This window comes from Aminivibrio sp., from assembly GCF_016756745.1.
Lineage (GTDB): Bacteria > Synergistota > Synergistia > Synergistales > Aminobacteriaceae > Aminivibrio.
Genome location: NZ_JAESIH010000041.1, coordinates 89886 through 104291, shown reverse-complemented (window position 1 = coordinate 104291; position 14406 = coordinate 89886). Strand labels below are relative to the sequence as shown.

Here is a 14406-nt window from a genome sequence, read left to right as displayed (position 1 = left end):
TCTTCGCCTTTTCAGTCATAATGATTGCACCTCTCTGGTGAAGGGTTGTGTCTTCGTAAACACTACCTTACCACTGTTCTCCGAACAGTCCAGAGAGGTTTTTTATTTTTTAGGGTGCGGATTTAGGTTCCCCCTAAATCCGCAGGCAGCGGGGAATGTCACCGGAACTCGCTTGGGCGGGGGGTGCAGATTGTCGTTCGTGACAACTGCCCAAGCGAGTCCCACGGCTCCCTGCGTTCGCCGGTTGCCTGCTTGTGAAACCGACATCCGTGTCGGTTTCTCTCACCTCAGGCGCCTTTCCCCAGGGGATAATCTCTTCGCCCCTGGGGAGGGCGAATTCACCTTATGCCCGGCGACACTCCCTCTGCCTGAAAAATTAGCGGATTTAGGTTCCCGCCGCATTTCCTGTGGAATTTTTCTTCCGCCCTCTACTTCGCCTGCTCCGCCATCGCGGCGGCTTTCTCTTCAAGGACCTTCGCGTGGGCGATCCTGATGGCCCTGAATTTCTCCACTCCCGTTCCGGCAGGGATGAGGTGGCCGATGATCACGTTTTCCTTCAGCCCCTCGAGGGGATCGATTTCACCCTTGACCGCCGCTCCGGCCAGAACCTGGGCCGTCTGCTGGAAGGACGCCGCGCTCAGGAAGCTGTCCGTGGCGAGGGCCGCCTTTGTTATGCCGTGGACGAAGGGCTTTACTTTCGGTCCTTCCCGTAGCTTCCTGACGAAAGTCACCCGCTGGATGATCTTCTTTTCATCCTTCCGGGGGCCGCCCATGGGGCGGACCACCACTTCCTGCAGGTCGGGGCAGCCGGCGAGGGCGTCGATCACGGACTGGTTGACTTCCGCCCCGGCGTCCGCCAAAACCTGTCCCATCCTGTCGGTTACGGGTTCGAGCAGCACTTTGCCGTAAATTTTCGCCGAAAGGAGCTCCCGGAGGAAGCGGTCTCTCGAGAAAATGGATCCGTCGATCTCAATGGCCGAAACGGAACCGTCGAGAATTCCTTTAATAATGGAGGCATCCACCAGCTGCGGGATATCCGTCATGCCGTTCCCTTCACGGTCGATGGCCTGGGTCAGGGGCTTGCCCCACTTGTCCTTGAGGCTCTCCTCGAGCTTGTCGGGTATGTTGACCCGCTCCACCGAATGCCACAGGACAATGGAGGGGACGTTGAGCTCTCTGCACCGGGCGGCATCCTTCGCCGTGAAGACCCGATCGGCCTTCGCGACGAGTTCCCCGTCCACGATGATGTTTTCGGCGAGATAGACTCCGTCGGCGAGCTTTTCAAGAATCTCGCCGTCCCGAACAAGCAGGGGTGTCGGGTCGTCGGCGGTGATGATGCCCAGATGTCCCAGGGTCAGGTGCGTTCCGGCGGGGATTTCCTTGCCGTCGGAAGATGTAAAGGAAGTGATGAGATCCATGCCCTCCATCTGCTTCCTGAAAGCGGCCTCGCCCACGATGAGGGTGACGGGAACGCCTTCCTCGTCGTCCACCACCACGGAGGAGATCAGCAAGCCGGGGCGCAGTATCGTCCGGATGGCTTCCTCGTCCAGGGGGACGCCGATGTACCTGGCCACGGTCTCGTTGAGCTTCTGGGAGGAAACGTCCCGGAGAACCCTGCCCGAGAAGATACGCACCGCCTCGGCGATGTTCTCTTCGTTTTCTTTTTCTATCCGGGACATCTCGGCGTCGATGTCGTCGGTCCACACGAGATCGCCCGCCACGAAGGACGTGTCTCCTTCCTCGGTGATCTTGACCCTGTTCACCGGCGCAACCTTCCGCAGGATGACCTCGATGTGCTTGTTGTTGATGGACACACCCTGGGAGCGGTACACTTCCTGGATCTCGTCCACGAGCGCCCGCTGGACCGCCTCGATCCCCTCCACCTCGAGAAGCTGCTGGGGATCCACGTTGCCCTCGGTGAGCTTGTCGCTCTTCCTGACCTCGTCGCCTTCCTTGATAAGGAGATTCTGAATGATGGGGATGTTATGGATGGTCTTCTCCTCACTCTCACCGCTTTCGGAGGTGATGATGACCTTCCGTTTGCCTTCCATGACCCGGACTTCACTGACCCTGCCGTCCACGCCGGCCAGGTAGGCAACCTTCTTGGGCCGGCGGACTTCAAAGAGCTGTTCGATCCGGGGGAGACCCTGGGTGATGTCCTCGCCGGTGAGGCGGACGCCGCCCGTGTGGAATGTCCGCATGGTGAGCTGTGTTCCCGGCTCGCCGATGGACTGGGCCGCCACGACACCCACGGCCTCGCCGATGGGAACTTCCTTCCTGGTGGCCAGGTCCATGCCGTAGCACACCTGGCACACTCCATGCCGGAGGCCGCATGTCAGAGGACTCCGGACCCACGCGGAGTCGATGCCCGCCTTTTCTATCTTTTCCGCCGTCTCGAAGGAGATGCATTCACCCTTCGCCGCGATCACGGCTCCGGACGCGGGGTCGGTGATGTCGTACAGGGCGGTGCGGCCGTAGATCCTCTCCGAAAGGGGGATCATGACCTTGCCGTCCTGCCTCAGGGGTTCGATGCAGATGCCCCTGTCCGTGCCGCAGTCATGCTCCGTGATGATGAGATCCTGGCCCACGTCCACGAGCCGCCTGGTGAGATATCCGGACTTGGCCGTACGGAGGGCGGTGTCGGCAAGCCCCTTCCTGGCGCCGTGGGTGGAGATGAAGTACTCGAGCATGTTCATTCCCTCGCGGAAGTTCGCCGTGATGGGATAGTCGATGATCCGCCCCGACGGGTCGGACATGAGGCCGCGAATTCCCGCCATCTGCCCCATCTGGCTTCTGCTTCCCCTGGCGCCGCTGTCGCTCATCATGCGGATGGGGTTGGTGCGCTTCATGTGCTCCACAATGCTGTCGGCAATGGCCCTTGACTTCTCGGACCAGAGGCTTTCCTTCTGGAAAAGATACTCGTCCTGGGTCAGGATGCCCATGTTGTATTCGGACTTGAGCTCCTCGTCCTGTTCCATGGCCTGTTTCGTCAGCTCGGCCTTTTCCGGCGGGATGATGATGGACTGGACGCCGAAGCTGATGCCGCTCCGGGTGGCCCACCGGTAACCCAGCATCTTGATGTCGTCGAGCATTTTCACCATGGCGACCCGGTCCACCATGTCGTAGGCTCTGTCGAGGATGATGCCGAGGTCTTTCTTGCCGAGCTGGCGGTTGACGAACCGGAGTCCCTCGGGAAGTATGCTGTTGAAAATGACCCGGCCGGGGGAGGTTTCGATCCATTTTTCCCCGTCGCCCCACTCGGGAAGATTTTTCAGTTTTATTCTGCTGTCAACACTGACCACGCCGTGATTGAACGCCACGAGGGCGTCGTCCAGGTCGGAGAAGTGAGGCAGTTCTTCACCTTCCACTCCGTCCTTCATGTCGGTAAGATAGTAGATGCCCAGCACGATATCCTGGGTAGGCGTCATGACGGGGCGGCCGCTCGCCGGGGAGAGCAGGTTGTTCGCCGAGAGCATGAGCAACCTGGCCTCAGCCTGGGCCTCGATGGACAGGGGCACGTGAACGGCCATCTGGTCTCCGTCGAAGTCGGCGTTGAAGGCGGTGCATACCATGGGGTGCAGGCGGATGGCCTTGCCTTCCATGAGCACCGGTTCGAAAGCCTGGATGCCGAGCCTGTGAAGAGTGGGGGCCCGGTTCAACATGACGGGATGGTCCCTGATGATCTCCTCGAGGATTCCCCAGATCTCCTCCCGGCCCCGTTCGATGATCCGTTTGGCGCTCTTCACGTTGGGGGCGAGGCCCCGCTCAACGAGCTGGCGGATGACGAAAGGCTTGAAGAGCTCCAGGGCCATCTGCTTCGGCAGGCCGCACTGGTAGATCTTGAGCTGGGGGCCGATGACGATGACGGACCGTCCGGAATAGTCAACCCGCTTTCCGAGGAGGTTCTGGCGGAACCGTCCTTTCTTGCCCCGGAGCAGGTCGGTAAGGCTCTTGAGGGGACGGTTGCCCGCGCCCAGCACTGCCTTGCCCATGCGGCCGTTGTCGATGAGAGCGTCAACGGCTTCCTGGAGCATGCGTTTCTCGTTGCGGATGATGATCTCGGGAGCCTTGAGTTCCTGAAGCTTCTTCAGACGGTTGTTCCGGTTGATGACCCTGCGGTACAGGTCGTTGAGGTCAGACGTGGCGAACCGGCCGCCGTCGAGCTGCACCATGGGGCGCAGGTCGGGCGGGATGACCGGCAGGACTTCGAGAATCATGGACTTGGCCGTGGATTTGTTCTTCCGGAAATCCTCCGCGACCTGGAGCCGCTTGATGAGCTTCCGCTTCTTCTGGCCCGTGCTATCGGAGACTTCCTCCCGGAGGGCCGCGCCGAGCTGGTCGAGGTCGATCCGTTCGAGGAGAGCCTGGACACCATCGGCGCCGATGCCTGCCCGGAATTTTTTGTCATAGGCGGCGCAGAGGGCGTACTCTCGCTCGAGAATAATGTCCGCCGGCGAGAAGGGGGAGATCCCCTCTTCGATAACCACATAGCAGGGATCCTCCACCGTGATGACTTCCTTCTGGGCGGTGAACCTCCCGGGAAATTTCTGGCTGTAGAACCGGAACTCGCTTTCGGAGAGGATATCGCCCTTTTCAAAGGGAAGATGGACGGCAGCGGTGACCACGAAGGCCTCCTGATTCCCGACCGCGGCCCGTTCGAATTCAAAGGTGTCGCCGTGGCGTTTTCTGAGGCGCTCAAGGTCGGCGGCAGATATGACCGCTCCCACGGCGCAGGAGGGATCGTCAGGTATGGTGACGAGGGTGAAGGCGGTCTCCACCTTGAAGCTCTCGTCGCCGTACTCCGTCTTAAACCGGGAAACCTGCCCGGCGGAGAGAAGGTCGTTCTCGTTCACCGGAACATCGTCCACGGAGACGATCCGGAAGGCTTCCTCGGCCTTGAACTTGGGGTCGTAATGGCTGTGGATCCGAACCTCGCTTTCGGAGAGCACGTCGTTCTTCCGGGCAAGGTCGATCCGCCTGCCCTCCATGACCACCTTGTAGGCGGCCTCCCGCTGGCGGGTGGGGGCGAAGTAGACCACCTTCTCCAGGTCCTTGGTGGTGCAGCCCAGCAGCAGGCTGAGCCTGCTGGGGATGCCCCGGAGGTACCAGATGTGCACCACCGGCGCGGCGAGCTCGATATGGCCCATGCGCTCCCGGCGGACCCGGTTGTCGGTGACTTCCACGCCGCACCGGTCGCAGACGATCCCCTTGAACTTGGGGCCGCTGCGCTTATATTTTCCGCAGGCACACTCGTAGCTCTTGGTGGGGCCGAAGATGCGCTCGCAGAAGAGTCCGTCCTTTTCAGGCCGGAGGGTTCGGTAATTTATGGTCTCCGGCTTCTTCACCTCTCCGCTGGAAAGTTCCCGTATTCTTTCCGGGCTTGCGAGCTTGACCCGCACCCCCAGTATTTCCCTTCGGGCCATCAGTTTTCATCCCCTTCTTCTATGGACATGCCGTCAGGAAGCTCTTCGCCGAAGAGCATTTCCTCGGGAACGATTTCTTTCATTTCTTCTTCTCCGAAAACGGAGTCGCTTTTTTCCTTTTCTTCAGGCTCCTTCTCCTCGAAAACGGGGCGCTCCCTCGGGCCGGAATACCTTCCGAGAGGAAGCTCGTCCTCGTCATCGTCCATGAGCAGTTCGCCTATCTGTCCGTCACTGTATTTCACTTCCACGTCGAGACCCAGTCCCTGGAGTTCTTTCACGAGAACCCTGAAGCTTTCCGGAACACCGGGCTTTGTGAGATTCTGCCCCTTGACGATCCGTTCGTAGGTCTTGAGCCTTCCCCGAATGTCGTCGGACTTCACGGTAAGCATTTCCTGGAGGATGTTCGCAGCTCCGTACCCTTCCAGGGCCCAGACTTCCATTTCCCCGAACCTCTGGCCGCCGAACTGGGCTTTTCCGCCCAGGGGCTGCTGGGTGATGAGGCTGTAGGGGCCGATGGACCGGGCATGGATCTTGTCGTCCACGAGGTGGATGAGTTTGAGCATGTACATGCAGCCCACAGTGACCTTCTTTTCGAAGGGGTCTCCCGTCCGGCCGTCGTACAGGGTGATCATGCCGTCGGAGGTGAGCTCAGGATATTTATCTTTGCTGAGCTGCTCCAGCAGGTCGAAGATTTCCTTCTCCTTTGCTCCCTCGAAGACCGGTGTGGCCACCTTCCATCCGTTCTGGAAGGCCACGAATCCCATGATGGTCTCCAGCACCTGGCCGAGGTTCATGCGGCTGGGAACGCCGAGGGGATTGAGGACGACGTCCACCGGCGTGCCGTCGGGAAGGTAGGGCATGTCCTCCACAGGGAGAATCCTGGAGACGACGCCCTTGTTGCCGTGCCGTCCCGCCATTTTGTCTCCCACGGTGATTTTGCGGAGCTGGGCGACGTAGATCTTGACCACCTTGTTGACCCCCGGGCTGAGGGCGTCGGGGCTGTCGGCCCTGGTCATCTGCTTGACCGCCACGATTTTTCCCCGTGCCCCGTGGGGCACCTTGAGGGACGTGTCCCGGACTTCCCGGGCTTTTTCTCCGAAGATGGCCCGGAGGAGTTTCTCTTCCGGCGTCTGGTCGGATTCTCCCTTGGGCGTGACCTTCCCGACAAGAATGTCGCCGGCGTTGACTTCGGCGCCCACACGGACAATACCGTCCTCGTCGAGGTTTTTCAGCATGTCCTCGCCCACGTTGGGTATGTCCCTGGTGATCTCCTCGGGGCCGAGCTTGGTGTCCCGGGCCTCGATCTCGTACTCTTCTATATGGATGGAGGAATAGAAATCCTCCTTCACGAGCCGTTCACTGAGCAGGATGGCGTCCTCGAAGTTGAAGCCCTCCCAGGGCATGAAGGCGATGATCACGTTCCTCCCGAGGGCGAGCTCTCCTCCCTCGGAGGCCTGTCCGTCGGCGATGATCTGCCCCTTTTCGACCTTGTCTCCCTTGTGGACGATGGGTTTCTGGTGGATCACCGTGCCCTGGTTGGAGCGGCGGAACTTGACGAGGGGGTAGACATGGGATTCCGCTCCATTGCGGATCTCGATCCGGGTGGAATCCACGTACTCCACCACACCGTCCTTCATGGCCACGACACAAGACCCCGAATCCTTGGCGATGCGGTGCTCCACCCCCGTGCCCACCACCGGGGCCTCGGGTGCGATGAGGGGAACCGCCTGGCGCTGCATGTTCGAGCCCATGAGGGCCCGGTTGGCGTCATCGTGCTCAAGGAAGGGAATGAGCGCCGTGGAGGCGGAGACAATCTGCTTGGGCGACACGTCGAGGTAGGACACTTCCTCCCGGGGCACCGTGACGATGTTGCCCTGGAACCTGGTGAAACAATGCATCTCGGTGATCATTCCCTCGTCGTCCACGGGAGTGTTTGCCATGCCCACGTGCACCCTGTCCTCCTCGTCGGCGGACAGGAAGACGATTTCTCCGGTCACCCGGCCGTTCTCCACTTTCCGCCTGGGGGTGATGAGAAACCCGTACTCGTTGAGGCGGGCATAAGTGGCCAGGGAGGTCACGAGGCCGATGTTGGGGCCTTCCGGAGTCTCGATGGGGCAAACCCGGCCGTAGTGGGTATAGTGGACGTCCCGGGCTTCGAACCCGGCCCGTTCCCTGGAAAGGCCGCCGGGGCCCAGGGCCGAAAGCCTGCGCCTGTGGGTCACCTCGGCGAGGGGGTTCGTCTGGTCCATGAACTGGGAGAGCTGGCCCGAGCCGAAAAATTCCCGGAGGGAGGCCGCGATGGGGCGCACGTTGATCAGGTCCCTGGCCATGGCGTTGCTCAGGTCAGGAATGGTGGTCATTCTCTCCTTGGCGATGCGCTCCATGCGGAGCAGGCCGATGCGGATCTGGTTCTGGAGCAGCTCGCCCACGGAGCGGACCCGGCGGTTGCCGAGGTGGTCAATGTCGTCCCCCGTCTTATCGGGGTTTCTGAGTTCAATGATACCCCGGATGATTTCCACCAGGTCTTCCTTAGTGAGCAGGCGAACCTCCTCGGGGATCTCCAGGCCGAGCTTGCGGTTCATTTTGTACCGGCCCACGCGGCCGAGGTTGTACCGGCGGGGATCGAAGAGAAGACTGTGGACATATTCCCTGGCGTTCTCGATCCGGGCGGGTTCGTTGGGCCGGAGCTTGCGGAACAGCTCCACCATGGCCTCGTCTGTGTTGAAGGCCCCGTCCTTTTCAAGGGTGGCGGCAATGGCGGGGTCTACGTCCCATACCAGAACCTTCGTTCTGCCCATGCTCCAGAGCTTCTCGAGGTGTTCCTTGGTGATGGTCCTGTTCCTGGGCAGCACCGTGGAGCCGTCCTGGTCGAGGACGGACTCGGCGGACAGCATGCCCTTCACGTCCTCCTCGGTGACGTCCCTCTGCACCGTCTTCGCGTCGAAGAGGTCAAGGACGCCGTCGTTGGTGGAGGCGCCGAAGATTTTCAACAGGAGTGTGGCGGGAATCTTTTTCCTGTTGTCGATGTTGACGGAGATGAGATCCCCGGAGGTCAGGCTGAACTCGAGCCAGGCTCCCCTGTCGGGGATTATTTTCGCGGAATAGGCTTCCTGGCCGGTAATCAGTTCATCCTTGGTGAAATAGACGCCGGCGGACCGGGCGAGCTGGTTGACCACCACGCGCTCCGTTCCGTTGATGATGAAAGTGCCCCTTCCCGTCATCAGGGGGAAGTCGCCGAGAAAAATTTCCTCTTCCTTCATCTCTTTCGTTTTGCGGTTCACCAGCCTAATGGTGGCCCTTATGGGGCGCGACCAGGTAAGGTCCCTCTGGCGGGATTCCTCTTCCTCTGTGGAGGGTTCGTCGAGAAGATACTTGACGAACTCGAGGGCGAAGGAGCCGTCATAACTTTCGATGGGAAACACTTCGTGGAGCAGTTCCTGCAGTCCCTGCGGAACCCGCGCATCCGGAGCGGTGTCTTCCTGGTAGAACCAGTTGTATGAGTCGCGCTGCACCTCGATCATGTCGGGAATCTCGACAAGATCCCGGGCACGCCCGAAGGTCAATCTCTGGCGCTCGCTGCTGACGGGAACAAATTCGGCCATGAACTGTATGACCTCCCTGAAAAGATTGGTGGGAAATGAGTACTGACAAATAGAAAAGATAACAAAAAGGCCGTATTATGTCAACGGACATAATACGACCTTTAGAAAAAAGGTTGCTGTTTTCTTCAGTATGGTGCCGAGGCGGGGACTCGAACCCCGACAGGCTATCGCCCACTAGAACCTGAATCTAGCGCGTCTACCAATTCCGCCACCCCGGCTTGAATCACGAGGGTAATTTTAGCAAGGCCCGGAGCCTTTGGCAAGCCTTATTTTTCCGGACCGCTATTCTTCTCTCCGGAAGACGCTCTTTCCAGCCGATCCCTGAGGGCGAGGGCGATGCCGGCATCGTCCTCCGGCCGCTGGGCGACGATGATCGCCGCTCCTGACGACTCGAGGACCCTGAGGGCGTGGAAAAGCCCCCGGGCATAGTTTTCCGTCGTGGAGAACCGGAGGGAAAGCTCTCCGTCCGTCTCGCCGGGAGCGAAAAGAATCTCGGGACCGTCCATGCCGATCCAGGCAATCGGCCCCCCGAAGGCGAGGGCCTTCTCCCTCGCCCCGGCTCCGTCGTGAAGGATCAATGGAACAGCCGGGGCATAATGGCGGTACCTCGTTCCCGGAGAGCGGCGCACGTTGCCGCCGGAACGGAGAACCGGCTGCCCCGTCCTGGCTTCGATCTCCTCCACGGGACATCCTCCCGGCCGCAAAAGAACCATATGTTCCCCGGTGATGTCAAGGACCGTGGACTCGAGCCCCACCGACGTGGCCCCCCCGTCGAGGACGAGGTCCACCCTGTCTTCCAGGTCCGACGCCACGGCCAAGGCGTCCGTGGGGCTGGGGCGGCCGCTCGAGTTGGCGCTCGGCGCGGCCACGGGCAAGCCTGCAGCCGCGATCAGGGCAAGGGCTACGGGATGGGAGGGCATCCGCACCGCCACAGTGTCGAGGCCGGCCGTCACCTCCTGCGGCACCGTTCCACGGGAGGGGAGGACCAGGGTCAGGGGACCCGGCCAGAAGAGGTCCATGAGCCGCCTGGCTCTTTCGTTGACCAGAACGGCCGACTCCGCGTCCCCGGGAGAGGAAAAATGGAGGATCAGGGGATTGTCCGAAGGGCGTCCCTTGGCGGCGTAGATTTTTGCCGCCGCCGCCGGGTCGAGCCCGTTGGCACCGAGGCCGTAGACGGTCTCTGTGGGAAAGGCGACGAGACAGCCGCCGCGCAGAAGTTCCGCAGCCTCCCCGATGACCTTCGGATCCGGGTTCCAGGGATCCACGGCGAGAATGCGGGGGGAACTCACTGGGCATCACCTCCTGAAAAACGCGACAGAAAGGCGCGCCGGAATTCCGGAAATCGTCCCTCCAGGATGGATGCGCGCATTTCCTCGCCGAGCCGGATCACGAACCTGAGGTTGTGCCAGCTGCACAGCCTCGAGGCGAGGATCTCCCCTGAGCGGTAAAGGTGGCGGATATAGGCCCTGGTGAAGGTCCGGCAGGCGTAGCAGTCGCATTCGGGGTCCACCGGGGTGAAATCCCGCTCGTACTGTTTTTTCTTGATGTTCACCGCGCCTGAGGGTGTGAAGAGGGTTCCGTTCCTCCCGTTCCGTGTGGGGAGAACGCAGTCGAACATATCGATGCCCCGGGCAACTCCCTCAACAAGGTTGTCCGGCCGTCCCACTCCCATGAGATACCGGGGTTTGCCGGAGGGAAGCACGCCCTTCAGACTGTCGAGGATTCGGTACATGTCCTCGTGGGGCTCTCCCACGGAGAGGCCGCCCACGGCGTAACCGGAAAAATCCAGGGGAATGATGTCCTCCGCCGAGCGGAGCCTGAGGTCCTCCCAGACGGAGCCCTGGACGATGCCGAACAGGGCCTGCCGCTGCCGCCCCTGCCATTCCCGGGCGTGGGCCTCCTTCGACCTGGCGGCCCAAAGGGCCGTGCGCCGCACCGCCCCTTCCGCATCCTCCCGGGAACAGGGCCAGGGGGCACACTGGTCGAAACACATGGCGATGTCGCTGCCGAGTCTTTTCTGCACCGACATGGACCACTCGGGGTTCATGACGTGAGGTGTCCCGTCGTGGTGAGACCTGCACCAGACCCCTTCATCGGAAATCCGGTTGAGGGTGGAGAGAGAGAAGACCTGGAAGCCTCCGCTGTCGGTAAGAATGGGCCTCTTCCACTGCATGAATCCGTGGAGCCCTCCCCCTTCGGCGATGATGTCCGCGCCGGGCCTGAGATAGAGGTGGTAGGTATTGGCCAGGATGATCCCGGCTCCCATCTCCTCGAGTTCGAAGGGAGCCATAGCCTTCACGGTGGCCTGGGTCCCCACGGGCATGAAGACCGGGGTTCGTATCTCCCCCCGGGGGGTGCGGATGGTTCCCGCCCGGGCCCCGGTGACGGGACAGACGGCCTCCAGGGTAAAACTGAAGGCCGTGTCAGGGGCGCTCATCGTGCCGCCTCCCGCCCGGCGCAGGGATCTCCCCACCGGAAGAGGCGGTCCGCGTTGGCCGATACGGTCCGGGCCAGGTCTTCAACGGAAACAGCCCGGACTTCCGCCGCCGTTTCATAGACAAGTTTCACGAAGGCGGGCTCGTTGGTCTTTCCCCTGTACGGTACAGGGGCCAGGTAGGGGGAATCGGTCTCAAGGAGAATCCGGTCCGCAGGCAGGCTGCGGAACAGCTCCCGGAGCGAGCCGTTCCGGGCGAAGGTCAGGGGACCGGCGAAGGAGAGGTAGTACCCCGCCTCGAGAAAGAATGACGCCTCCTCTTCCGTGCCGGAGAAGCAGTGGATGACGCCGGTGGTTTCCGAGGCCCGCTCTTCCCTGAATATGCTGATGATGTCCCCGTAGGACTCCCGTCCGTGGACCACCAGGGGAAACCCCGACTCGAGAGACCAGCGGATGTGGGCCCGGAAGGATTCTTTCTGCTGCTCCCGGGGCGAATGATCGTAATGGTAGTCGAGGCCCGTTTCGCCGACGGCAACCACCCGGGGAGAGGAAGCCAGCTCCGCAAGTTCCCGGGGAATCCCTTTCCCCTCCACGGAGCAGGAGGGAATGGAGGCGGCATCGTGGGGATGGACCCCCACGGCGGCAAATACCCCGAGGGAGGCGTACTTTTCCGCCGTGGCCACCGCCAGAGCGCTCGTAAGGATGGTGCTTCCCGCGAGGAGCATCCTGGCGACCCCGGCCTCCGACGCTCTTTTAAAGACGGCTTTCGCGTCTCCGTACTCGTTCCGCCCCTCGATGACGTGGCAGTGGGTGTCCGTCAGGACGGGGCAAGCCATCGTTCTGTCGTGATTTTCCATGGTCGTTACCTCTTTTTCTCTTCAATAAAAACCGGGAGTCTCCGGCACAGCTCCGCCGGAGACTCCCGGGAACTCCGTCCGGGACGCGGGCGTTCAGCTGACCCTGCAGCCCAGGGGGATGTCCCTGTCAGGTGTCAGGAGGGAGAGGGTGGTCTTTTTCCCGTCGCCGGCGGCCAGAAGCATGCCGTTGCTCTCCACTCCGCAGAGCTTGACCGGCTTCAGGTTGGCCACCACCACGATGCGCTTGCCCAGAAGTTCTTCCGGGGTGAAGAATTCCTTTATGCCGGAGACGATGGTCCGCTTCTCGTACCCGAGGTCGATGGATAGCTTGTAGAGCTTCTTCGACTTGGGGATCTCCTCCACGTTGATGATCCGGGCCACCCGGAGCTCCACGGCCCGGAAGGCGTCGATCTCAACGGTTTCCTCATGCTCCGGAGGGATCTCCGGTGCAGGGACCGGCGCTTTGGGAGCGGCCTTCCGCTCATCCCTGGCCGCCTTGTCTTTCCTCCATTCGTTCATGTCGATCCGGGGAAAGAGTACCTTCCCCTTGTTCACCTTCAGCCCCGGGGTTCTTTCGCCCCAGGTGAAGCCGTCGATGGCACCCTTCCGGAGATCTCCCTCCAGGCCGAGCTGCTCCCGCATGCGGGCCGCCGTGTCGGGGACGAATGGGGCCACGAGAAGGGAGGTGAGCCTGAGGACATCGTAGAGGGTGTTGAGCACCCTGTGTAGGTCCTCTTCCTTCCCTTCTTTGGCGAGCTTCCAGGGCATAGTTTCGTCGATGTACTTGTTGCCCCTGCCGATGAGCGCCCAGATGGCTTTCAGTGCATCGTCGAAGGCAAAAGCGGAGATCTTTTCGTCCACATCCCTGACGGTTTTTGCGGCAAGTTCGGCAATCTCCTGTTCGAGCTGCCCTGCCGGGCCCGAGGCCGGAAGGACACCGCCGCAGAAGTTGTCAACCATCTGGAGGGTCCGGTTGAGAAGGTTGCCCAGGTCGTTGGCGAGGTCGGAGTTGATTCTCCCCACCAGGGCCGCTTCCGAGAAGTCGCCGTCAAGGCCGAAGGGGACTTCCCTCAGGAGGAAATACCGGAAGGGATCCCGCCCGTAGCGCTTCACCATCTCGAAGGGGTCCACCACGTTGCCCTTCGACTTGGACATCTTCTCACCCTCCACGGTCCACCAGCCGTGGGCGAAGACGGACACGGGAGGATTCACGCCCAGGGCGAGAAGCATGATGGGCCAGACGACGCAGTGAAAGCGGATGATGTCCTTCCCCACGAGGTGGTGGGCCGAGGGCCAGTATTTCGCGAATTTTTCGGGGTCGTCGAGATAGCCGCAGGCGGTCACGTAGTTGATGAGGGCGTCGAACCACACGTAGATCACGTGGGCATCGTCGCCGGGAACGGGGATCCCCCATTTCAGCGTGGTCCGAGAGACGGACTGGTCCCGGACGCCGCTTTTCAGGAAGCTCACGATCTCGTTGTAACGGGTCCTTGGCATGACTCCCCGGAGGTTTGTCTCGTAGTACTCGAGGAGACGGGGCACGTACTTCGACGCACGGAGGAAGTAACTCTCCTCCTTCATCATCTGGAGGGGGAGCCTGCAGTCCGGGCAGGTTTTGTCCTCGCCCATGCTGCTTTCCGGCACGTAGGTTTCACAGGGGACGCAGTACCAGCCCTCGTAGGTTCCCTTGTAGATGTCCCCCTGGTCGAGGAGCTTTTTGAAAATGGCCTGCACTGTCCTGTAGTGGCGCTCCTCGGTGGTGCGGATGAAGTCGTCGTAGGAGATTCCCAGGGCGTTCCAGAGTTCCTTGAAGTTCAGAACCGTACGGTCCGCGAGCTCGATGGGAGTCAGCCCCTTGGCGGCGGCGCTCTGCTGGATCTTCTGGCCATGCTCGTCCGTCCCGGTGAGGAACATAACGTCATAGCCCTTCATGCGCTTGTAGCGGCACATCACGTCGGCGGCGATGGTGGTGTAGGCGTGGCCGATGTGGGGAATGTCGTTCACGTAGTAAATCGGGGTGGTGAGGTAAAAGGTTTTGTTCTCCTGGTTCAGGTTCTCCGGCATAACGGTTCCCTCCTGCGTTTCCTCGA

General features: G+C 61.3%; 6 protein-coding genes and 1 tRNA gene. All 7 read right to left on the bottom strand.

The window, feature by feature from the left end; translation table 11 throughout:
* Positions 1 to 428: 428 nt before the first annotated feature.
* Complete coding sequence (rpoC, locus tag JMJ95_RS05480) at positions 429 to 5423, bottom strand: DNA-directed RNA polymerase subunit beta' (RefSeq protein ID WP_290683450.1); 4995 nt, start codon at positions 5421 to 5423, stop codon at positions 429 to 431.
* Entirely contained in the window at positions 5423 to 9025 is a 3603-nt protein-coding gene (rpoB, locus tag JMJ95_RS05475) for a DNA-directed RNA polymerase subunit beta (RefSeq protein ID WP_290683448.1), read from the bottom strand. Before rpoB ends, rpoC begins: the two co-directional genes overlap by 1 nt.
* A gap of 131 nt (positions 9026 to 9156) precedes the next feature.
* Positions 9157 to 9243: transfer RNA gene (locus tag JMJ95_RS05470), tRNA-Leu, on the bottom strand.
* Between the two features lie 48 nt (positions 9244 to 9291).
* The gene (locus JMJ95_RS05465) at positions 9292 to 10314 is read right to left on the bottom strand and encodes an L-threonylcarbamoyladenylate synthase (protein ID WP_290683446.1); all 1023 of its coding nucleotides are present in this window, start codon (positions 10312 to 10314) and stop codon (positions 9292 to 9294) included.
* The gene (gene tgt / locus JMJ95_RS05460; protein ID WP_290683444.1) at positions 10311 to 11462 is read right to left on the bottom strand and encodes a tRNA guanosine(34) transglycosylase Tgt; all 1152 of its coding nucleotides are present in this window, start codon (positions 11460 to 11462) and stop codon (positions 10311 to 10313) included. Before tgt ends, JMJ95_RS05465 begins: the two co-directional genes overlap by 4 nt.
* Positions 11459 to 12316: a TatD family hydrolase gene (locus tag JMJ95_RS05455; protein WP_290683442.1), complete on the bottom strand. Its 858-nt coding sequence runs from the start codon at positions 12314 to 12316 to the stop codon at positions 11459 to 11461. Before JMJ95_RS05455 ends, tgt begins: the two co-directional genes overlap by 4 nt.
* A gap of 93 nt (positions 12317 to 12409) precedes the next feature.
* Positions 12410 to 14380 carry a methionine--tRNA ligase gene (gene metG, locus JMJ95_RS05450; RefSeq protein ID WP_290683440.1) on the bottom strand — a complete coding sequence of 657 codons (1971 nt, stop codon included), beginning with the start codon at positions 14378 to 14380 and terminating at the stop codon, positions 12410 to 12412.
* Positions 14381 to 14406 lie beyond the last annotated feature (26 nt).